General features: G+C 70.6%; 19 protein-coding genes and 1 pseudogene. 13 read left to right on the top strand and 7 right to left on the bottom strand.

All coding sequences use genetic code 11. The annotated features are described in order from the left end of the window. Positions 1-156 precede the first annotated feature (156 nt). The 3 genes and pseudogenes from OG734_RS02340 to OG734_RS02330 form a co-directional block, all read left to right on the top strand. A pseudogene (locus OG734_RS02340) lies at positions 157-267 on the top strand (carbohydrate ABC transporter permease); the annotation flags it as partial. Between the two features lie 70 nt (positions 268-337). Continuing rightward, positions 338-1,369 (top strand): hydroxyacid dehydrogenase, encoded by a 1,032-nt coding sequence (locus tag OG734_RS02335; protein ID WP_330285777.1) that lies wholly within the window; start codon positions 338-340, stop codon positions 1,367-1,369. Then, positions 1,366-3,291: a DUF2264 domain-containing protein gene (locus tag OG734_RS02330; protein ID WP_330285776.1), complete on the top strand. Its 1,926-nt coding sequence runs from the start codon at positions 1,366-1,368 to the stop codon at positions 3,289-3,291. The genes OG734_RS02335 and OG734_RS02330 overlap by 4 nt, the downstream gene beginning before the upstream one ends. Before the next feature lie 125 nt (positions 3,292-3,416). On the opposite strand, the gene OG734_RS02325 is transcribed toward OG734_RS02330, so the two are convergent. From OG734_RS02325 to OG734_RS02315, 3 genes are all read right to left on the bottom strand, one after another. Then, positions 3,417-3,623: a hypothetical protein gene (locus OG734_RS02325; RefSeq protein WP_330285775.1), complete on the bottom strand. Its 207-nt coding sequence runs from the start codon at positions 3,621-3,623 to the stop codon at positions 3,417-3,419. An 81-nt stretch (positions 3,624-3,704) separates the two neighbouring features. Further along, positions 3,705-5,228, bottom strand: a complete 1,524-nt coding sequence (locus OG734_RS02320; RefSeq protein WP_330285774.1) for a M81 family metallopeptidase — start codon at positions 5,226-5,228, stop codon at positions 3,705-3,707. Between the two features lie 30 nt (positions 5,229-5,258). Continuing rightward, positions 5,259-6,467, bottom strand: coding sequence for an ROK family transcriptional regulator (locus OG734_RS02315; RefSeq protein ID WP_330285773.1), 1,209 nt, complete (start codon positions 6,465-6,467; stop codon positions 5,259-5,261). 184 nt (positions 6,468-6,651) lie between these two features. On the opposite strand from OG734_RS02315, the gene OG734_RS02310 reads away from it, so the two are divergent. Genes OG734_RS02310 through OG734_RS02290 form a run of 5 tightly spaced genes read left to right on the top strand, consistent with a single transcriptional unit; the run spans position 6,652 to position 12,940 of the window. Beyond that, positions 6,652-8,448: a peptide ABC transporter substrate-binding protein gene (locus OG734_RS02310; protein ID WP_330285772.1), complete on the top strand. Its 1,797-nt coding sequence runs from the start codon at positions 6,652-6,654 to the stop codon at positions 8,446-8,448. A 10-nt stretch (positions 8,449-8,458) separates the two neighbouring features. Continuing rightward, a complete protein-coding gene (locus OG734_RS02305) occupies positions 8,459-9,418 on the top strand; it encodes an ABC transporter permease (protein ID WP_330285771.1) in 960 nt (319 codons plus the stop codon). Further along, positions 9,415-10,299 carry an ABC transporter permease gene (locus OG734_RS02300; protein WP_330285770.1) on the top strand — a complete coding sequence of 295 codons (885 nt, stop codon included), beginning with the start codon at positions 9,415-9,417 and terminating at the stop codon, positions 10,297-10,299. The genes OG734_RS02305 and OG734_RS02300 overlap by 4 nt, the downstream gene beginning before the upstream one ends. Beyond that, on the top strand, positions 10,296-11,975 hold the full coding sequence (locus OG734_RS02295; RefSeq protein WP_330285769.1) for an ABC transporter ATP-binding protein: 1,680 nt from the start codon (positions 10,296-10,298) through the stop codon (positions 11,973-11,975). The genes OG734_RS02300 and OG734_RS02295 overlap by 4 nt, the downstream gene beginning before the upstream one ends. Then, the gene (locus OG734_RS02290) at positions 11,972-12,940 is read left to right on the top strand and encodes an ROK family protein (RefSeq protein ID WP_443064816.1); all 969 of its coding nucleotides are present in this window, start codon (positions 11,972-11,974) and stop codon (positions 12,938-12,940) included. Before OG734_RS02295 ends, OG734_RS02290 begins: the two co-directional genes overlap by 4 nt. On the opposite strand, the gene OG734_RS02285 is transcribed toward OG734_RS02290, so the two are convergent. After that, positions 12,926-13,546: an L-threonylcarbamoyladenylate synthase gene (locus tag OG734_RS02285; RefSeq protein WP_330285768.1), complete on the bottom strand. Its 621-nt coding sequence runs from the start codon at positions 13,544-13,546 to the stop codon at positions 12,926-12,928. The two genes, OG734_RS02290 and OG734_RS02285, sit on opposite strands and share 15 nt — an antisense overlap. A gap of 79 nt (positions 13,547-13,625) precedes the next feature. On the opposite strand from OG734_RS02285, the gene OG734_RS02280 reads away from it, so the two are divergent. From OG734_RS02280 to OG734_RS02265, 4 genes are all read left to right on the top strand, one after another. Then, complete coding sequence (locus OG734_RS02280; protein WP_330285767.1) at positions 13,626-15,128, top strand: helix-turn-helix domain-containing protein; 1,503 nt, start codon at positions 13,626-13,628, stop codon at positions 15,126-15,128. Between the two features lie 189 nt (positions 15,129-15,317). Continuing rightward, positions 15,318-15,701 carry a DUF6479 family protein gene (locus tag OG734_RS02275; RefSeq protein ID WP_330285766.1) on the top strand — a complete coding sequence of 128 codons (384 nt, stop codon included), beginning with the start codon at positions 15,318-15,320 and terminating at the stop codon, positions 15,699-15,701. 17 nt (positions 15,702-15,718) lie between these two features. Continuing rightward, positions 15,719-16,546 (top strand): methyltransferase domain-containing protein, encoded by an 828-nt coding sequence (locus OG734_RS02270; protein ID WP_330285765.1) that lies wholly within the window; start codon positions 15,719-15,721, stop codon positions 16,544-16,546. Between the two features lie 96 nt (positions 16,547-16,642). Further along, positions 16,643-17,272: a DUF6629 family protein gene (locus OG734_RS02265; protein WP_330293534.1), complete on the top strand. Its 630-nt coding sequence runs from the start codon at positions 16,643-16,645 to the stop codon at positions 17,270-17,272. Positions 17,273-17,293: 21 nt separating this feature from the next. Here OG734_RS02265 and OG734_RS02260 read toward each other — a convergent pair whose 3' ends face one another. Beyond that, entirely contained in the window at positions 17,294-18,904 is a 1,611-nt protein-coding gene (locus tag OG734_RS02260; RefSeq protein ID WP_330285764.1) for a solute symporter family protein, read from the bottom strand. After that, complete coding sequence (locus OG734_RS02255) at positions 18,898-19,329, bottom strand: DUF485 domain-containing protein (RefSeq protein ID WP_330285763.1); 432 nt, start codon at positions 19,327-19,329, stop codon at positions 18,898-18,900. The genes OG734_RS02260 and OG734_RS02255 overlap by 7 nt, the downstream gene beginning before the upstream one ends. 467 nt (positions 19,330-19,796) lie before the next feature. Between OG734_RS02255 and OG734_RS02250 the strand changes: the two genes are divergently transcribed. Further along, positions 19,797-20,120 carry a YkvA family protein gene (locus tag OG734_RS02250; protein WP_330285762.1) on the top strand — a complete coding sequence of 108 codons (324 nt, stop codon included), beginning with the start codon at positions 19,797-19,799 and terminating at the stop codon, positions 20,118-20,120. Between the two features lie 76 nt (positions 20,121-20,196). Here the strand turns inward: OG734_RS02250 and OG734_RS02245 are convergent, their stop codons facing one another. Next, positions 20,197-21,561: an FAD-dependent oxidoreductase gene (locus tag OG734_RS02245; protein ID WP_330285761.1), complete on the bottom strand. Its 1,365-nt coding sequence runs from the start codon at positions 21,559-21,561 to the stop codon at positions 20,197-20,199. Positions 21,562-21,772: the final 211 nt, after the last annotated feature.

Below are 21,772 nucleotides of genomic sequence, written 5' to 3'. Positions count from 1 at the left end.
GGAACGTGTCCCCCCCCCAGGACACACCGGAGCCGCGGGAGGCACCCCATGCCTGGTCGACAGAACCACCGTCGACGAAGCCGTCGGTCCGTGCTCGCCGCGATGGCCGCACTGCCGCTGACAGGTGCCGTGAGCGCCTGCAGCGCAGGAGCGGACTACCCCGTGGTGATCATGGGATCGCTGCTCGCCGTCATCCCCCTCATCCTCGCCTTCGCCCTGCTGCAACGCTTCTGGCGCAGCGGTCTTACGACGGGTTCCGTCAAGTAGTCAGTAATCATTGGCCGAGCAGCGGTCGTCGCACCGGAGTTCCCGACCACCAAGGAGTAACCGACCCCGTATGACCGTGTCCTCGCCGGGCCCCGGCTTTCGTCCCCGTGCCGCCCTCGCCATGTCCCCGGACGCCGCAGCCGCCGTCCTCGACCCCGCCTCGCTGACCGCCCTCGCCGCCGTCTGCGACCTCGCCCCGCTCCCGGTCCTCGACGACTTCGGCACCGAGCGCGCCCGCGAGATCCTCGCCGACGTCGACCTCCTCGTCACCGGCTGGGGCTGCCCCGTACTGGACGCCGACGCCCTCGCGGCGGCGCCCCGGCTGCGGGCGATCGTGCACACGGCGGGCAGCGTCCGCCCGCATGTCACCGACGCCTGCTGGGAGCGCGGCATCGAGGTGTCGTCGGCCGCCGCCGCGAACGCCCTGCCGGTCGCCGAGTACACCCTCGCCATGATCCTGCTCACCGGCAAACAGGTCCTGGAACGGGCCCATGCCTACGCCACCACCCACACCCGCGACAACTGGCTGCGCACCTCCCACACGATCGGTAACTACCGCCGGACCGTGGGCATCGTCTCCGCCTCCCTGATCGGCCGCCGCGTCATCGAACTGCTGCGCCCCCATGACTTCGACATCCTGCTGTACGACCCCTACGTCACCGATGCTGAGGTGGCAGAACTCGGCGTGGAGCAAGTCGAGTTGGACGTCCTCTTCGCCCGCTCCGACACCGTCAGCCTGCACACCCCGCTGCTGCCCACCACCCGGGGCCTGGTGAGCCGCGCCATGCTCGACGCCATGCGTCCCGGCGCCGTGTTCATCAACACCGCCCGGGGAGGCGTCGTCGACCAGGACGCCCTCACCGACGCCGTCCGGGAGCGCCGCATCCGCGCCGTCCTCGATGTCACCGACCCCGAAGTCCTGCCGACCGGGCACCCGTTGTGGGACTGCCCCGACGCGCTCCTCACCCCCCACCTCGCCGGTTCCCAGGGCAACGAGTGGCGTCGCCTGGCCGACCTTGCCGTCGCCGAGACGGAACACTGGGCATCCGGCGCGGGATTCCGCCATCCCGTACGACGCGAAAGGCTGGCCTTCCTCGCATGAGCAGCACGACCCGTATCAGCAGCAGCGGCATCCCGTTGGAACTCCCGTCCGAGGACCGCGAGTTGAGCCCCCACACCGGATACACCCGCGCCCACTGGGAGGCCGTGGCGGACGGGCTGCTGGCTGCCGCGTGGCGCTGGAGCACCCCCGGCGGCGCCCTGCTCGACCTGCCCGGCGCCCCCTCGTACTCGGGCGTGCGCTCCGACGGGCTCGAAGGCTACGCCCGCACCTTCCTCGCCGCGGCCTTCCGCGTCGCGGGCGCGGGCGGCGACGACCCGCACGGCTGGCTCGACCGGTACGCCCAGGGGCTCGCGGCGGGCACCCGCACCCCGGGCCGCGATGACACCGAGTCCTGGCCGCTCATCCTCGACCACGACGTACAGGGCCAGCCGATGGTCGAGTCGGCCTCCGTGGCCCTCGGCCTCAGGCTGACGGCGCCCTGGCTGTGGAAACGGCTCGACTCCGCCGTACAGGACCGGGCGGAGGAATGGCTGCGCGGCTCGCTGCGACACTCGCCGGCGCCCAACAACTGGTACCTCTTCCCCTATACGGTCGCCGGTTTCCTGGAGTCCGTGGGGCGCGGCGACGCGGAGACGGCGAGGGCACGCGAGCGGGCCCTGGAGCTGATGGAGACCTGGTATCGGGGCGACGGCTGGTACGCGGACGGCGACGGCCGGGCCTTCGACCACTACAACGGCTGGGCCCTGCACCTGTACCCGGTCCTCGACGCCCACCTCGGCGACGACCGGGAACTGGCCGCCCTCTACGGCCCCCGCCTGCGCGAACACCTCGACGGCTTCGGACTGATGTTCGGCTCCGACGGTGCGCCGATCCACTTCGGCCGCTCCCTGTCCTACCGCTTCGCCGCCTCCGCCGCCGTCGGCCTCGGTGCCCTCACCGGCCACACCCCGCTCACCCCGGGCACGAGCCGGCGTCTGATCAGCGGCAGCCTCCGCCACTTCCTGGACCGGGGAGCCCTGACCGAGGACGGTCTGCTGACCCTCGGCTGGCACGGCCCGCACCAGGCCACCCTGCAGACCTACTCGGGCCCGGCGTCCCCGTACTGGGCCTCGAAGGCCTTCGTCTCCCTGCTCGCCCCCGCCGACGCCCCGCTGTGGACGGCCCGGGAGGAGCCCGCGCCGGTCGAGGAGGGCGACCGGGTGCTCGCGCTGCCCGCGCCGGGGCTGCTGGTGCAGTCGACCCGCGCGGACGGGATCGTACGACTGCACAACCACGGCAGCGACCACGTCCGCCCGCACGAGGGCGAGACGGCAGCCGAGGACGACCCGCACTACGGGCGCCAGGCCTACTCCACACACTCCGGCCCGACCGCCCCCGCCAACATCGCCGACAACCACCTCTCCGTGGAGATCGGCGGCCGGGGCACCGTGCGCCGCCGTATCCACCCGCTGGGCGCGGGCCACGGGGACGGCTGGGGCTGGGCCGCATCCTGGCACCGTCCCGTGTTCACCGCCGGGCCGCCCATGGTGCCGGGTCTGCGGGTGGAGAGCGTCACGGTGGTACGGGGCCGCCACGAACTCCGCGTCCACCGAGTGACCGGCGCTCCGTCCGGGGCGCGCGTCACACACACGGGCTGGGCGACGGGCCCCGAGCAGGAGCTGACGTCGGCGCTGCACGGCCTGTACGGCTGGAGCCCGGACGCCGAGGAGACACGGGCCCCGCAGGGCACCGCCTACACCCGCTGGGCAGCCGTCCCACGCCTGACCGGCGAGACATCCGGCACCTCCCTGCACGTGGCCCTGGCGGCCCTCACGGCCGACCCGGAACCGCTGGTTCCCGAGCGAGTGATCGCAGGTGTCGAGGTCAGCGGCACAGCGGTCGAGGTGCACTGGGCCGAGGACGGGGTCCGTACCCGGATCACCTTCGAGCCCGTAGCCGTGCAGCACGGCACGCAGGACTGAACGGCACTGGTGAATTCGGGTGCACACCCGCGCCCCGACAGGGGCGCGGGGCTGTATCGATCTGCGGCTCCGCCGCGGGGAGCGACCAGCCTCCACCGGCCGTGCAGCAAAAGAACAACCGCCCGTCAGGGCAACAACTTGTCAAGCGCCGCCATACCCTCCTCCGCCAGCTTCCGCTCCGCCCAGGCAAGGTTGCGCGGAGTGAGGTCACGGCCCGTGGCCAGCACCAGATCCTCCGCCGACGCCCCATGCTCCGCACCGGTGTGCAGCAGGGCGTCGGGGGTCGTGGTGTCGTCGGAGGGAGAGGGCGAATCGGAGTGCTGGATCGGCATGACGTCTCCTTGCTCGACCGGACCTCCTACCACCATGCACAGCCCACGCCCCGCGCGCACCCCGCACCGGTACCGACACCCCTATTCGTCCACTCCCACCAGCGGCTCGTTCGACGGTGGAACGATCCTCGCCGTGAGGTCCGGGGCGGCCATCTCCGGGTCGAACGGGAACAGGGGGCGCCGGACACGGCGGTGCCCCAGCCGCGGCAGATCCTGGTCGACGCCACCGGGAGTGAGCGCGAGCTTCCAGCCGACAGCCATGTCGAACAGTTCCGGTTCGAGGTAGCCGATCTTGACGAGGACGAGGTCGGCGCTACGCGGATCGAGGTCCAGGTCGGTGAAGTCGTGCTCGTGGTGGTACGGCTTGCGCAGCCGGGTGAGGATCACGTGCACGCTGCCGACGCGCAGCACGACCTCGGTGCCGGCGTCCCGGTCCCCGTGCCGCACCGCGTGCACGACCCCGGTCATCGTGAGCGGCCCCGCGTGCCGGTCGTCCACCTCGGCACCGGCCGTGACCGTGACGACCGCCCCGGCGCCCGCCTTCACCGCGACTTCGACGGCGGCGGGCCCGGGCACCGAGGCGTAGATCACCGTCGGACCGTCCGGGTCCTTGAACTCGGGCCGGTCCAGGACGCGCCCGAGCCCCCAGGTCACGTCACCGGCGCCGCCCGCCGTCGGGTTGTCCCCGGTGTCGCTGATGAAGTACGGCCGGGCATCCGACGCGAGCGCGTCGTCCAGACACGCGTCCAGCGAGGCCGTCGGCGCGACGAACGCGAACCTGTTCCGCGCCTCCCAGAAGCCGCGCGCCAGTCGCTCGGCACCGGCGCTCACGGCGGCCTCGTCGGACCCGGTGACGACGACCGCGGCCCGGTTGCGCGGCTCGTCCGCCCACGCGTACCCGACCCAGATCGCGGCATCCAGCACACCGTCCACCGCTTCCACCTCGTCGACGGCCGCGTACACGCTCCTCGCCGGCTCGATACGCGTCGAGGTCTGCTCACCGGCCAACAGCACCGGCACCGGAACCCAGGCCTTGACCGGCCGTGGGGTGCCACTGACCAGGACGTCGACGAGGTTGCGTACCGCCCGTTCCTTCGTCTCCATGTGGTCCTCGTGCGGGGCCATCCGGTAACAGGTGATCAGATCGCTTTGGTGGGCGAGTTCGCGCGAGACGTTGCCGTGCAGGTCCATGGACGTGGACACGATCACGTCCGGCCCGACGGTCTCCCGGATCCGCGCCAGCAGGACCGTCTCGGCATCGTCGACGCCCTCCACCGTCATCGCGCCGTGGATGTCGTACCAGAGGCCGTCGACAGGCCCCAACTCCCGCAGACGGTCGATGAGTTCGTCGGAAAGGTCCGCGAACGCGGCAGCGGTCACCGTCCCGCCGGGCAGCGCCTTGCCGACCAGCGCGCCCCGCCACTCGGCCGCCTCCCGCAACGGCGCTCCGGGCGCCAGGAACGGATAACGGGTGAGGACGTCCGCGCCGCGCTGCGGATGGAAGGCCGGCGCCTCGGTGCGCGCGGGGGAGAAGGTCGACGACTCGATGCCGAGTCCGGCGATGGCGACGACCGGACGGGCTATGGCGTTACGGGGCTGAGGCACGGTTCCTCGCAGGGTGTCAGGCGCAGGGCGTCAGGCATGGCGGGCGGGAGTGTCGGATGCGGTCAGGGTCTGCAAGGCATGCGCCAGCGCCCGTTGCAGCGCGAAACGGCCCGCGCCGACCAGCCCGGCGTCGGCGCCGAGACTCGCCCGCTCGATCACCAGCTGCTCGGTCACGAGCGGATGGCAGCCCTCATACAGCTGACTGCGGACGGCGGCCACGAACGGTTCAAGCGTCGACAGCAGACCCCCGAGATACACGGCGTCGGGGTTGAAGAAGTTGACGTTCGCCGACAGGACGGTGCCGAGATAGCGGCCGGCCCGGCGCACCGCACCGGTCGCCTCCGGGTCGGCGTCCGTGGCCAGCCCGACCACGTCCTCGATGGAGTCGACGTCGGCGCCACGCTCCCGCAGGATCCGTACCAGCGCCGCACCCGACGCGACCGTCTCCAGGCAGCCGGTGTTGCCGCAGGAACACGGAGTGCCGCCCTCGTTCTCGACGCGGACGTGGGTGATCTCGCCGGCCGCCCCGGTGCCGCCCCGGTACAGCCGGCCGTCGGCGATGACCCCGGCGCCGATGCCGGAACCCACCTTCACCATGATCGACTGGCGCCGTTCGGCGGGCTGGACGCTGTGCTCGCCCACCGCCATGCAGTTGGCGTCGTTCTCGATCGCCGCCGGCACACCGAAGTAGTCCTCCAGCCAGGCCCGCACCGGAAACCTGTTCCAGCCGGGCATCCGCGCCGGCAGGGTGACGACGCCCGACTCGACGTCCACCGGGCCCGGCAGACACAGCCCGACGCCCCGCAGCAGCTCCCGCCCGTGCCGCGCGGCCAGCGCCTCCAGGGTCTCGGCGAGGGCGGGCAGCGCCTCCTCCGGCCCCTCGGCGGCGGCGAACGGCACCGTCGACACATCGGTGAGCCCGCCCCCGGGGAACACCACCCCGACCCGGGCATGCCGGCTGCCCAGGTCCGCCGCGACCGCGAACCCGTCGCTGCCGCCGAGCCGCAGCACCTTCCGTGGCCGCCCGCCCGTGGAGGAGCGGGTGCCCTGCTCCGCGACCAGCCCGTGGGTCACCAGCTGGCCGACGGTGAACGAGATCGTCGAGGGCGCGGCGCCCAGCAGCTCGGCCAGCTCGGTCCGGGTGGTCGCCTGCCCGGAGGCCAGCAGTTCGAGCACGCGTTCGGCCAGCGAGGAGACACCGGGCGAGGTCCGTCGATGCGGGGCACTTTTTTCGGTCATGGGCGAAGTAACTTCCGACGTGAGGGCTGCGGGTGCCGAGCGTACGTCGGTGATCGCACCCTCCGGCTTTTTTCAGAACAGCAGAAACAGTCTTTTTACAGCGGAGCGTCTGTTTCTTCGTAGCAACGGGTCGTTGACTGGCTCATCAACCACACCTCACATCTCCGGTGATCCGAGGAGAACCATGTCGTCCCCTGCTCGCACCGCGCTCGTCGCCGGTGTCACCGCCTCGGTGAGCGCTCTGCTGCTCGCGGGCTGTTCCGGCACGAGTGACACGTCGTCCGCGTCGAAGGACTCCATCAACTACGCCCTGCCCGCGAACTTCACCCCGAACTGGATCCTGCCGATCGGCACGGCGGCCCACCTCAACACCAACAACAACTCGATCGCGGCGAGCCTGTGGGAGCCGCTCATCGCCTACGACGGCTCCACCGGCAAGATCGCCTGGAACAAGAAGGCGTCCGTCGCCACCGCCGCCGACTTCGCCGCCGATGGAAAGAGCGTCACCATCACGCTCGGCGACCGCAGTTGGAGCGACGGAAAGCCGATCACCGCACGGGACGTCGAGTTCTGGTTCAACGTCATCAAGGCGAACAAGGCGGAGTGGGCCGGCTACAACCCCGGCAAGGCCCCCGACAACTGGACCGCGTTCAAGACCGTCGACGACCGCCACTTCACGATCACCTTCGACCAGGCCTACAACTCCCAGTGGATGCTGGCCAACGAGCTGAGCGCCATCACCCCGCTGCCCCAGCACGCCTGGGACAAGGCCGGCGCCTCGGCCGCCGTGTCGGACGCCGACCGTACGGCCGCGGGCGCCAAGCAGGTGTGGACGTACCTCAACACGGCCGCGAAGAACATCTCCGGCTACGACAGCGACCCCCTGTGGAAGACCATCAGCGGTCCCTACTCGGTGAAGTCGTTCTCCACGGCCGGAAAGGTCGTCCTCGCCGCCAACACGAAGTACGACGGCGGTGAGAAGCCGGACATCACCACCGTGAACCTGCTGCCGTTCACGACAGCCGACGCCGAGAAGAACGCCCTGCGCTCCGGAGGCGTCGACTACGGCTACATAGAGGCCACCGACCTCGACCAGAAGGACAGCTTCACCAACCGGGGCTACGCCGTGCAGCCCTGGTCCGGCTGGGCGATCACCTATCTGCCGTACAACTTCAACAACCCCGCCATGGGCGCCGTGTTCAAGCAGCTGTACGCCCGCCAGGCCGTCCAGAAGTCCATCGACCAGGCAGGCCTCTCCAAGGTCATCTTCAACGGCACCGCCGTGCCCGGTTACGGCCCGATCCCGCAGGCCCAGTCCTCCGACTTCCTCTCCGCCACCCAGAAGGGCGACCCGTACCCCTTCTCGACCGAGGAGGCCAAGTCCCTTCTCGCCGGGCACGGTTGGAGCGAGCAGGGCGGAGTCATGGTCTGCACGGACGCGGGTGCCGGCGCCGCCCAGTGCGGTGAAGGCGTCGCCAAGGGGACGAAGTTCGAGATGCAGGTGCTGTCGCAGTCCGGTTCGACCGTGACCGACAACATGATGAGCGCGATCCAGTCGTCGCTGGCGAAGACCGGCATCAAGTTCACCATCAAGACCGCGCCCGTCAACTCCGTACTGGCGCAGACCCCGCAGTGCACCGCGAGCCAGGCCATCTGCAAGTGGCAGCTGTCCTTCTTCGGCACGGCCGGCAGCTGGTACTTCAACGCCTTCCCGACCGGCGACTCCCTCTTCCAGACCAAGGGCGGCTCGAACTTCGGCAACTACTCCAACCCGGACGTCGACAAGCTCATCACCGCCTCCACCACGTCCACGTCGAACCAGGCCATCCAGGACTACAGCGCGGCCCTCGCCAAGGACCTGCCCGTGGTCTGGCTGCCCGAGCCCGACTACCAGATCTCCGTCGTCAAGGACGGCCTCGGCGGTTTCTCCCAGGACTCACTCGCCAACTTCCACCCCGCACAGTGGAAATGGACCAGCTGAGGCCCCTCGCATGGACACCTTCCTCTACCTGATCCGGCGGATCCTCCAGGCGCTCGCGGTGATCCTCATCGTGACCGTGGTGGTCTTCTGCCTCCTGCACGCGCTGCCCGGGGGTCCCGCACGCGGGATCCTCGGCCCGCAGGCCACCGCCCAGCAGATCGCCGCCTTCAACCACGAACAGCGCCTCGACCAGCCGCTGCCCGTCCAGTACGTCCACTACCTGGGCACCCTGCTGCACGGCGACCTCGGCACCTCGTACACCCTCAACGAGGGCGTCTCCACCCTCATCGAACAGCGCCTGCCCAAGACCCTCGTCCTCACCGTGCTGTCCGCGTTCGTCGGGCTGCTCCTCGCGATCCCGCTCGGCATGTGGCAGGCCGTCCGGCGCAACAAGCCCGTCGACTACGTCATCACCACGCTCGGCTTCGTCGCCTACGCGACGCCCGTCTACTTCCTCGGGCTGATCCTCGTGCTGGTGTTCACCCAACTGCTGCCCTGGTTCCCGTCCCAGGCACCCCAGGGCGAGACCCTCGGCCAGGTCCTCTCCCAGCCCGACGCGCTCGTCCTGCCGGTCGTCGCCGGCGCCGCCTCGATGGTCGCGGTCTTCAGCCGCTACATGCGCGCCGCCACCCTGGAGAACCTCTCCGAGGACTACGTCCGCACCGCCCGCGCCGGCGGCTCACGGCAGGGCGCCATCCTGCGGCGGCACGTGTTCCGCAACTCCCTCACGCCCGTCGTCGCCATGCTCGGCTACTACGTGCCCGTCCTCTTCGGCGGCGCCCTGGTCGTCGAGCAGCTCTTCAACTACCCAGGCATGGGCCTGCTGTTCTGGAGCGCGGCCCAGTCCTCCGACTACCCGGTACTGCTCGGCTGCGTCCTCGTCATCTCCGTCGCCACCGTCATCGGCACCCTCCTCGCCGACATCGTGCAGCGCCTCGTCGACCCCCGAGTGAAGGCAGGCCGAGCATGAGCGCCGTACTGCAGACCACGACGCCACCCGCGGAGGCGGTCGCCGGATACCGTCTGCCGCTGCGCCGGTTCACCCGCAACCGGCTCGCGGTAGCCGGGCTCGTGGTCGTCGCCGCGTTCCTGCTCTTCTGCTTCGCGGGCCCGCTCCTCCACTCCACCGACCAGACCCACACCGACCTCACACAGGTCAACCTCGCCCCGAACGGCTCCCATTGGCTCGGCACGGACGCCGTCGGCCACGACGAACTCGGACGGCTGATGTACGGCGGGAAGGTGTCCCTGCTCGTCGGCCTCGCGGCCGGCATCCTCGCCACCGTCATCGGCACGCTGTGGGGTGCGGTCGCGGGCTACGCGGGCGGCTGGATCGACGCGGTGATGATGCGGATCGTCGACGCGGGCATCGCCATCCCGGCCCTGTTCATCCTGCTCGTCGTTTCGGCGATCACCACTCCGGACACCCTCGGCCTGATCGTCATCCTGGGTCTGGTGTCCTGGCTGGTGCCGTCCCGGCTGATCAGGGCCGAGACGCTCACCCTGAAGAACCGCGACTACGTCCTGACGCTGCGCGCCATCGGCGGCACCCACGGCCGCGCGATCATCCGGCATATCCTGCCCAACTCGGTGTCGACCATCGTCGTCGCGGCCACCTTCCAGGTCGCCGACGCGATCCTGCTCGTCGCCTACGTCTCCTACCTCGGCCTCGGCGTCCAGCCGCCGTCGACCGACTGGGGCGGCATGCTGTCGGCCGGCCTCACCGCCGCGTACTCGGGCCGCTGGTGGCTCATCGTTCCGCCGGGCCTCGCCATCATCCTCGTCGTCTGCGCGTTCAACGCGATCGGTGACGGGCTGCGCGACGCCTTCGACGTCAAGGGGCGTGGATGAACATCCTGGAGATCGAGAACCTGGACGTCACCTTCACCACGGAGACGGGCGACGTACCCGCCGTCCGCGAGGTGTCGCTGCTCGTCCGCCCCGGCGAAACCCTCGCCCTGGTCGGCGAGTCCGGCTCCGGCAAGTCGACGGTCGCCCTTGCCGCCCTGGGCCTCCTGCCGGGCAACGCCCGGGCGAGGGGCCGGGTCGGGATCGGGGGCACGGACGTCGTCGGCGCCAGCGAGGCAGACCTGTCACGCCTGCGCGGCCGTCAGGCGTCGATGGTGTTCCAGGAGCCTGCCACCGCCCTCGACCCGCTCACCCGGATCGGCGCCCAGATCGCCGAGGTCGTACGCAATCACCGCTCCCTCTCCGCCAGGGAGGCCGCCGCGGAAGCCGTCGAACTCCTGCGCCGTGTCGGCATCCCCGACCCCGAGCAGCGGGCCGCCGTCTTCCCCTTCCAACTGTCCGGCGGGCAGCGCCAGCGCGTCGTCATCGCCATGGCCATCGCCAACGCGCCCGACCTGCTCATCGCCGACGAACCGACCACCGCCCTCGACGTCACCGTCCAGGCCGAGATCCTCGACCTGCTGCGCGCCCTGGCCGCCGACTCCGGCACCGGTGTCCTGCTCGTCACGCACAACATGGGTGTCGTCGCGGACTTCGCCGACCGGGTCGCCGTCATGCTCCAGGGCGAGATCGTCGAGACGGGACCGGTCGAGGAGGTCCTGCTGCGGCCCACCCACGAGTACACCCGGCGGCTGCTGTCGGCGGTGCCGAGACTGACCGTCGCCGAGCCGGGAGACCCGCCCGCGGCGGCAATCGAGGCCGCCACCGGCACTTCCGCCGCGCCCGTGGTCGAACTCCGGGACATCGCCGTCCACTTCGGCCGGGGCCGCCGTGCCGTACGCGCCCTCCAGGACGTCTCCCTCACCGTCGCGCCCGGCGAAACCGTGGGCCTGGTCGGCGAGTCCGGCTCCGGCAAGTCGACGGCCGCCCGGGTCGCCCTCGGCCTCGTCCCGCCGGCGTCCGGCTCGGTCGCCCTCTTCGGCACCGACCTCGGCCGGGCCCGGGGACGCGCCCGGCGCGCCCTGCTCGCCGGGGTCGGCGTGGTCCTCCAGGACCCGGTGGCGTCACTGGACGCGCGGATGAGCGTAGGCGAATGCGTCGCCGAGCCGTTGCGCGTCCACCGCAGGGGCATGTCGGCCGCCGAGCGCCGGGCGCGGGTCGCCGAGGTGCTCGAACTGGTGCGGCTGCCAAGGGAGTTGGCGGGGCGCGGGCCGCGCGAACTGTCCGGTGGGCAGCGTCAGCGGGTCAGTCTCGCCCGTGCGCTCGTCCTCGAACCGCGGTTGCTGGTGGCTGACGAACCGACGAGCGCCCTCGACGTGAGCGTCCAGCAGACGGTCCTCGAAGTGATCGCCGAACTCCAGGACGAGCTGGGCTTCGCCTGTCTGTTCGTCTCCCACGACCTCGCCGTGGTCCAGCGGTTCGCGCAGCGCGTGGTCGTGCTGCGTGCCGGGCGCATCGAGGAACAGGGGCCCACGGCGACGACTCTCCTGCACCCCGGCACGGACTACACCCGGCGCCTCATCGCCGCCGTCCCTGTCCCCGACCCGGTCCTGCAACGCCGTCGCCGCACGGAACGCCTGGCCGCCCTCGCCGTCGGCCGAACGGGGGCCACGGCGTGATCCTCCCCGCCACCGAGGCGTACGCCGGTGTCGACATCGGCGGTACGACCACCCAGGTCGTGCTGTGCGCACCCGACCTCACGGTCATGGCCCGGGCCGAGGTGCCCACCCCGGCGGCGGACGGCGGTCAGGCGATGACCGATACCGCGCTGGACGCGCTCACCGCCCTCCTCGCCCGCACACCGGCCCGCCTCCTCGGCGTCGGGGTCGGTGCGGCGGGCGTCGTCGACGCGGACGCCGGGCGCGTCCTCGTCGCCAGTGACTCCTTCCACGGCTGGGCCGGCTTCGAGGTGACGGCGACGATCCGGGCCGCGCTCGGTGTACCGGCGTACCTCGACAACGACGTCAACGCGTTCCTGCGGGGCGAGGCGGCAAGGGGCGCCGTGGCAGGCGTACCCCATGCGCTCGGCATGACGCTGGGCACCGGGGTCGGCGGCGCGCTGTGGCTGGACGGGGCGCTGTACGGCGGTCCGCACGGCGCCGCCGGTGAGATCGGCCATGTACCGGGCTTCGGCGACCTGCCCTGCACCTGCGGCGGCCGGGGTCACCTGGAGACGCTCGCCTCCGGGCGCGCGATCGGGCGACGGTACGGCGAACGCACCGGACGCGCCGGGCTCACGGCCAGGGCGGTCGCGGCGGCGGCGGACGCGGGCGACCACGACGCGGCCGCCGTGTACGAGGAGGCGGGGGCGGCCCTCGCCCGCGCGATTCTCATCACCACCGGCCTGCTGGACGTCACCGCCTACGTGGTCGGCGGCGGCGTCAGCCGCGCCTGGCACCTGCTCGAACCGGCGGTCCGTACGGCCCTCGCCGCCGAGCCGCCGGTCAGCGGACGCCCCGTCAGCGTCGTACGGACCGGCCTCGGCAGCGACGCCGTGGCGGTCGGAGCGGCTTCCCGCGCGCGGGACGAACTCGGTTCGGCCGCGCGGGCGTACGAGGTCAGGGAGTCGTCACTCGAACCGTGACGTGTCTCCCGCGCCCCGGCGCACGATCTCGGCCTCGCCGCTGGAGAAGTCGATGACCGTCGTCGGCTCCGTACCGCAGTCCCCGGAGTCGACGACCGCGTCCAGGACATGGTCGAGCCGCTCCTTGATCTCCCAGCCCTGTGTCATCGGCTCCTTCTCGTCGGGCAGCAGCAGCGTGCTGGACAGCAGGGGTTCGCCCAGCTCGGCCAGCAGGGCCTGTGCGACCGTGTGATCGGGGATGCGCACGCCCACGGTCCGCTTCTTCGGGTGCAGCAGCTTGCGCGGCACCTCGCGGGTCGCGGGGAGAATGAACGTGTAACTGCCCGGCGTGGACGCCTTCACGGCCCGGAACACGTCGTTGTCGACCTGCACGAACTGACCGAGCTGCGCGAAGTTCTGGCACACCAGAGTGAAGTGGTGACGGTCGTCGAGCTGCCGGATCGACCGGATCCGGTCGATGCCGTCACGGCTGCCGAGCTGCGACCCCAGCGCGAAGCAGGAGTCCGTCGGATACGCGATCAGCGCACCGGAGCGGATGCTGTCGGCGACCTGACTGATCGTGCGGGGCTGCGGGTTGTCGGGATGGACGTCGAAGTACCTTGCCATCCGTCGAGCCTATGCCCTCTGTGAGGTAAATTCCGGACCGTGATGCGGTGTGAACGTGATTGACCAGGGGAGAGTCGTCGTGCCAGGCAGCAGGACCGGAGGCAGGCGTAGCGGAACCTCCGGCGACTGGGCGGACGAACTCCTCGACCACCTGCGGCCGGCCGCTCGCGACCTCGGCCGGGTGACCACCTGGCTCGCCGGCACCATCGAGGCGGAGGTGTCCCTCCAGGACATGAACGGCACCCTCCTCGCCGGAATCCAACTGCCCGTGGACGACGGCCTGGTGACGGACGTGGCCACAGGCAGAATCGCTTCTGCAGCAGTGCACGCCCAGGGACGCCACGTCCGGCTGGCCGGACTCGGGCACCCTGTCACCAAGGGCGTGCTCGCGGTGGCCCGCAGCCGGCCCTTCGACCAGCGTGCCACCGACATCGTCGCCCGCACGGTCTGGGTGCTCGAACTGCTCCTGCGGGAACGCGAGACGCTCGGCGCCGAACGCCGGCTCGACCGGGCGACCGCCGACCTCAGACTCGCCATCCTCCAGCTGCTGATGGTGGGCGACATCATCGCGGCCCGCCGGGTCGCCGCCGGCCTCTGGCCCGGCCTGTTCGACACCGACTCCGCCTGCGTCTACGTACTGGAAGGCCACGCCGCACAACGCGACGACCTCGCCGAGGACTGCCAGGAGGCAGCCCAGGGGCACGCGTTGATCGTCCGGTGCCCGGCCGTGGACGAGCATCTGATCGTCGTGGCGCCCATCGAACGGGGGCACGACCTGGCGGGTGCGGAACTGCGCTCGGTCGTCGGCGAACATCCCGACACCTTCCTCGGTGGCAGCGTCCGACAGAACCTGGTGCAGACCGCCACGGCGTACGGACAGGCCGTCAGCGCCCTCGCCGTGGCCCGCTTCCGCCCGGACAGAGCCGCCGTGTACGCCGAACGCACCCACCCCGAGCGGCTGATGAACCCGTCGGCGCTGCGCGGCTGGGCGGACCGGCTACTGAGCCCGCTCGACGACCTGCCCCACCACACCCGCGCCGAACTCCTCGCCACCACCCGCCTCGGATTCTCCTTCACCGCTGTGAAGACGGCGATCATTCTCGGCGTCAGCCGCAACACCGTGCGCGCCCGGATGGAACGCGTGGAAGGGCTGCTCGACGCCGACTTCTCGGACCTCACCACCCGAGCAGCCGTCCAACTGGCCCTGAACACCCAGGCCGCCGTCCCGGACGGACCGCGCCCGCCCAGCGCCCCGCCGGCCGCACTGACCGAACTGCTGCGCACGGACCCGCTCCTGGCGTGGGCGGGCGGTCTCCTCGGGCGGCTCACCACGGACACCCGGGACCTGCGGCGGACGGTCCGTACCTGGATCGCCGCCGGGGGCAACGCGGAACGCACCGCACAGCTGCTCGGCATCCACCCGCAGACGGTGCGCGACCACGTACGCAGCGCGGAACCCGTCCTGGAACGCGAGCTCCTCGCCGGCGGCAGCGACCTGTACGAAGTCGTCCTGGCCCATCTGGCACTCGGCGACCTCGACGAACCCGCCGTCGGCGGGCGAAGCGGGACCATCCGGACGTGACCGTGCACGAGTGAGTGCTCGGTGCACGAAAGAGGGCATCGGCGCGATACACACCGTGCCCGCACGCACGTAGGTTCGCTACGCGGGCGCGGCGTGGCCGGCACGGGGGTGCGGCCGTACCCCGCGCCCGCGATCACTTCCGCACGTCAGGGTGCGAATAGCCGACCGGTTCCTGGGCACCCGGCGGCCATGAACACGGCAGAAGCAGCAGACACGGGACAGGTACTCGCCGCATCGAGCGACGTACTCAATGTGATCGCCGCCTTCGCGGGTGGCCTGATCGTGGTGGCCCTGCTGATCTGGGCCGTCCGGCTGGGAGTGAGGACCAAGGAGGCGGAGTCGCCCCCGCCCAGGCCCGAGGAGCAGCCCAGGCTGCCGGAGTCCGGGGCTGTGCACGAGGAACGGGAGCGGCGCGAGCCCAACGAGGTCCCGCAGGCCTCGGACGAGAGCGAGCGGCTCTATCCGCACAACCTCCATTCCGCCGGCACCAAACGCGGCCAGGACCAGACCCGCCCGCGCTGGTCGCCCGGCAACAGCGGATCCTTCGGTAGCGGTGGCTCGGGCCGTAAGTGACTCATAGAGTGGGCCGTATGGGGGAAACACGCCACACAGGGCCCACTTCGGAGTTCCACGCGCGCAACTTCTCCACGGCGGACGTCGCACGGCTGGTGGCAGGCCTGGACGCCCAGGACGGGGCCGCCGGCGTGCGACGGCTGCGCGCCTGGACACAGCGCGCGCTGGACCCCCGGCCGGGCGAACGTGTGATCGACGTGGGCAGTGGCACGGGATCGCAGACGCTGGTCCTGGCGGCGGCCGTCGAACCGTCCGGCGACGCGCTGGGCATCGAGGCGAACCCGGCGCTGCGCGAGGTCGCCGAGCAGCGGGGGGCGGCGGCCGGCAGCCGGGCCCGCTTCCTGGACGGCGACGCGCTCGCCCTCCCGTTGCCCGACGCCACGGTGGACGTGGTCTGGTGCGAACGGGTCCTGCAGCATCTCTCCGAACCGGACAAGGCCGTCGGTGAGATCGCGCGGGTCCTGCGCCCCGGCGGACGTGTGGCGCTCATCGACTCGGACTGGGCGACCGCCCTCCTGCACCCCGGCGACCCCGACGCGGTGGCCGCGCTCATGGCCGGAGCCCTGGCCGCTGCGGCCAACCCGCACTCCGGTCGCCGGCTCCTCGGCCAGTTGTCCGCCGCGGGGCTGGTGATCGACGACCAGGGCTCGCAGGCACTGCTCCAGGACAACACGACGGTGCCCTGGCCGTTGGTCCGCATGCTGGGCGAGTCGACCGTTCGGCGCGGCCTGATGACCGAGGCGCAGCGCGAGCGTCTGTACACGGAGCTGACCGAGGCCGCGGAGCGGGGCGCGCTGCACATGTCGGTGACGATGTTCGCCGTGGTGGCGCACCGCCCCGACTGACCTGCCCCTCAGACGTCGACGCCCGGCGTGCGGCCACGGCCGTGCCGTGATCCGCTGTGGGCGCGGGCATACGACGACTGACCCTGTGGCGGCGTGATGTGCTGGAGTGCGACGGCGGACCTGGTGGTGGGCGTGGGTGTCGCCGCCGTGGGCGCGGTGAGCGTGACAGCGGTGGCCCGCGCGGGCCGTAGTCGTGATCTGCCGCTGGCCGCGCTGCCGGTGCTCCTGGGGGCCCACCAGATTGTCGAGTCCCTGGTCTGGCGGGGGGACGGCGGACCCGGTCCGGCGACCGTGGCCTGGGCCGTCATCGCCCTCCCGCTCCTCGCCCTGTGGGTGCCGGCGGCCGTCCTGTACGCGGCACCCAGGACCGCGAGACACCGCCTCCTGCTGCCGCTGGCCGCGGGCATCGTGACGAGCACGGCACTCGCGTACAACCTGGCGACCCACCGGGTGACGGCGGACATCCGCGGCCACACGGTCGGGTACGCCGTCCACCTGTCCCACTCCGGACTGGTCGTCGCGGGATACCTGCTCGCCACGGTGGGCTCCCTGCTCCTCTCCGGGGACCGCCGACTGCTGCTGTTCGGGATCCTGGCCGGTGTGGGCGCGCCGGTGTGCTGGACTCTGTGGCGACTGGAGTTCGTGTCGACCTGGTGCGCCCTCGCCGCGCTCTGCTCCCTGGTCCTGCTGCACTGGGCCCGGGCACGTCCACTGGTACGGAGCTGACGCGGCCGACCGTCGCACACGCTATTCGGCGTCGGCTCCGGCTCCGGCTCCGATGAGCGCGCGCACCTCGAACTCCTCGTACGAGGAGGTGTCCTGGCGTGGGGCCAGAACAGTGCCGAGCCAGCCGAGGAAAAAGCCCGCCGGGATGGAGACGATGCCGGGGTTCTGCAGCGGGAACCAGGCGAAATCCGCTGACGGATAGATGGAGGAGGAGGTCGACGAGACCACCGGTGAGAAAACGACCAGCAGTACCGAGCAGGCCAGCCCTCCGCACAGGCTGAGCAGGGCGCCCCGGGAGTTGAAACGGCGCCAGAACAGGCTGTAGAGGAGCGTGGGCAGCAGGGCGGACGCGGCGATGGCGAAGGCGAGGAAGGCGAGCGTCGAGACGTTGGTCTCCCACGACAGCAGGGCCAGCCCCATGCCCAGCACGCCGATGAGGACCGCGGCCAGCCGGGCCACGCCCAGTTCCTCGGCCTGGGTGGCGCGCCCCTTGCGGATGACCTCGCCGTACAGGTCGTGGGCTAGGGAGGAGGCGGCGGCGAGGGTGAGACCGGCCGCGACCGCGAGGAGCGTGACAAAGGCGAGGCAGGACAGGAGCGCGGTGAGGATCCCGCCGCCGATGGACTGCGCGAGCAGCAGGACGGCCGCGTCGCCCTTCGGGTCGGTGTCGACGATGGACTCGCGGCCCACGAGGGCGGTGGCGCCCAGGCCGAGAACGCAGGCGGCCAGACAGACGAAGCCGACCAGACCCGCCGCCCATACGACCGAGGAGCGCAGGACGTTGGTGGAGCGCGGGGCGAGCAGCCGCATCATCACGTGGGGCAGTGCGGCGAGACCGAGCACGATGGCCAACTGGAGGCTGAGGAAGTCGAGTTTGCTGGTGGTGCTCGCGCCGTAGCGCAGACCGGGTTCGAGGAACCGCTGGCCGATGCCACTGTTCTCGGTGGCGGCCTCCAGCAGCGCGTTGAAGTTCCAGTCGAAGCGGTGCAGCACCATGACGGCCGTGACGGCGATGCCGGATATGAGCATCACGGCCTTGACGATCTGGATGAACGTCGCGCCGGGCATACCACCGAGGGAGGCGTACACGATGACGATGGTGCCGATGACGACGACGCACAGGGTGCGGGTGGTGGTGCTGGGAACGCCGGTGAACTGGGTCAACAGGGCGACACTGCCCACGAGTTGGGCCACCAGATAGAGACAGCAGATGGTCAGTGTGCAGATGGAGAGCGCCAGCCGGACCGACCGTCCGCCCTTGGGCAGCCGCAGCGCCAGCGTGTCCCCCAAGGTGAACCTGCCGGAGTTGCGCAGCGGTTCGGCGATCACCAGGAGCACCATCATCCAGGCGACCGTCGTGCCGCACAGGTAGAGCAGTCCGTCGTAGCCGGTGAGGGCGACCAGTCCGGTACTGCCCAGCAGGGTCGCGGCCGACAGGTAGTCCCCGCACATCGCGAGCCCGTTGCGCAGCGGCGACATCTCGCGGTTGCCGAGATAGAACTCGGCGACCTCGTCGCGTTGCGGGGCGATCAGCAGCGCGGCGAACAACGTCACCACGACGACAGAGAGAAAGAGCACGAAGGTCAACTGCCGACTGAACGGGTCGACGACCCCGGCACCGATGGTCACCACGTGCGGTTCCCCCTCGTGCTCCGCGGGACACCAGCTTGCTCGGCCGAACGGTGCTGCCCGGGCCGGCGCTGATCCAACTGGGCGCGCAGCCCCCGGGCGACCGGATCGAAGTGGGTGCGCATCCGCCGTACATAGCGCCAGGCGGTCACCCCCATCACCGCGAACTGCCCCAGCCCGAGCGCGAGTCCGAGCGTCACATGACCGGCCAGTGGCTGGTTCATGATTCCGGGTGCGAAGTTCGACAACAGGACGTACAGCAGGAACCCGCCGACGGCGAGCGCTGTCGACACCGCTGCAAAGCGGCGGTATCCGTTCCGCAATGACTGAAATTCAGGATGGCCGTGTATCGTCCGACCCGGTGCGGGTTCGGTGTACGCCGGGCTGTATGCGGGCGGCCCGTCCGGCCGCGTGAAATAATTGGACATAAACGCACCTTCTTTGCTGCATTATGTCGCGCATCCAACTCTGCTGAGCCGTTGATCGTCCAGCTCACCGGGGTGACGGAAAGTGCCGGAGTCGCGTTCTTGTGCGGACTTGGTGGGGGAATCGTGAATCCGGACGTTTCGCGGAGTGAATTCCGGTGCGGGCCCCGCCGGGGTGATGGCGGGGCAGGAAGCGGATTATGGCAGCGCCGCTCCGGAACAATCAACTCGCTGTGAATTACTAATGAGTACTGGCTCATTCATGCTCTTCGTGATCGCTTTGCAGCCCGGTACAACCTGCGGAAATCTGCCGGAGTGGATAAGGTCCGTACTATCTCTTCCGTCGAACTGTCTCAAATGTGCTGCACCCAAGAGGTGCGGGGGCCGCGGTGTGAAGACATGGTGAAGGGGAAGTCGGAGAGGGAGTAAGGGCGGGACAAAGGCAGGAAGCACGGAACGGCGGAGGGGTGATGGATTCCACCACGACAGTGATCCTGATCGTCGCGGTCCTGGCGGCAGCCGCGCTGGCCGTGGCGGGCACGCTGCTGGTACGGCTGGTTCGCGCCCGCCGGGATCTGCGCCGCGCGGGACTGCCCACCGGCCCGCGCTGGGTCTTCTGGGGCGCGGTTCTCTACCTGGTGCTCCCGACCGACCTCGTGCCCGACCCCGTCTACCTGGACGACATCGGCGTACTCCTGCTGGCCCTGCGCAGCCTGCGTGCACAGGGCCGGGAGCTCGACAGCGGACGGCCGCCCGAATCCGCTCCGGCCGGCCGCCCGGACAAATACAGCTGAGGGACGACGAAGGCCCGGCTCGCGGTGTCCCGCGAGCCGGGCCAAGTCGTCGCTGGTGCTGATACCGCGGTGCTGCTTACGCCTCGCTGGCCCGGAGCATGTCCTCGCGCTCGACGATCTTCACGCGCTCGCGACCCTGGGGCTCTCCCAGCGCCTTCTCCGCGGCGTCCAGCCGGTGCCAGCCCTCCCACGTGGTGAAGCGGACGTCCCGCTCGCCGAGGAACGCGTCCACGTCCTCCGGGGCGGGCGAAACAGGCGCGGGGAGGCGACCGTTCGTGTAGTCGTCCAGCAGATTGGCGACGGTCTCGTTGGCGTCGCCCTTCGTGTGCCCGATCAGCCCCACGGGGCCGCGCCGGATCCAGCCGGTGACGTACATCGAGGTGAGGTGCTCGCCGGTTTCCTCTACCACCCGGCCGCCCTGATCGGGGACGGTGCCCGACTCGACGTCCCAGGGCAGCTTGGGCAGCTTGTCGGACAGGTAGCCCACCGCGCGGTAGACCGCTCCGAGGTCCCAGTCCTTGAACTCGCCGGTGCCCTTGACGTTTCCGGTGCCGTCGAGAGCGGTCCGTTCCGTCCGCAGACCGACGACCTTGCCGTCCTCGCCGAGGATCTCGGTCGGCGACTCGAAGAAGTGCAGGAACAGTTTGTGCGGGCGGTCGCCGATGTCGCGGATCGCCCAGTTCTCCAGCGTCTTCGCGACCATGTCGGCCTGCTTGTTGCCGCGCCGGGTCGCGATCGAGCCGTCGTCGTAGTCGATGTCCTCGGGGTCGACGATGACCTCGATGTTGGGGGAGTGGTCCAGCTCGCGCAGCTCCATCGGGCTGAACTTGGCCTGCGCCGGGCCACGGCGACCGAAGACGTGGACTTCGAGCGCCTTGTTCGCCTTGAGCCCCTCGTGGACGTTCGGCGGGATCTCGGTCGGCAGCAGTTCGTCCGCCGTCTTGGCCAGCACACGCGCCACGTCGAGCGCGACGTTGCCGACCCCGAGGACGGCGACCTTCTCCGCGTCGAGGGGCCAGGTACGCGGCACGTCCGGGTGTCCGTCGTACCAGGAGACGAAGTCCGCGGCGCCGTACGAGCCGTCCAGCTCGATGCCGGGTATGTCGAGCGCCCGGTCGGCCGTGGCGCCCGTGGAGAAGATCACCGCGTCGTAGAAGGCGCGCAGATCGTCCAGGTTGATGTCGCCCGGGTAGTCGACGTTGCCGAAGAGGCGGACCTGAGGCTTGTCGAGCACCTGGTGCAGGGCCGTGATGATGCCCTTGATGCGAGGGTGGTCGGGCGCGACTCCGTACCGGATCAGACCGAAGGGGGCCGGCATCCGCTCGAAGAGGTCGATGGACACGCCGGGCTCCGCGGCCACTGCGGATTTGAGCAACGCGTCGGCGGCGTAGATCCCGGCGGGGCCGGCTCCGACAATGGCCACCCGCAGAGGGCGAGGCATGATCAGGTTCCCTTCGAACGATGACAAGATCTTCGAAGTGAAGCCTAAACTAAGGCAAGCCTAAGCTGGTACCGGGGTCGGGGTTATGAACTCATAAAGTGGACTTATGGGTTCAGAGGGCCTCCCTGGGTGGCCCGCTTCCTTAGAGGTTCCTATGAATCCGTGTGGCGCTTGAACGCCCGGGGGTCCGCCCGCGTATAGCGCTGGGGGC

Origin of the sequence: Streptomyces sp. NBC_00576 (assembly GCF_036345175.1) — a bacterium.
GTDB lineage: Bacteria > Actinomycetota > Actinomycetes > Streptomycetales > Streptomycetaceae > Streptomyces.
Note: the sequence above shows the minus strand (reverse complement) of the source record. Positions and strands in the feature narration are given on the sequence as shown.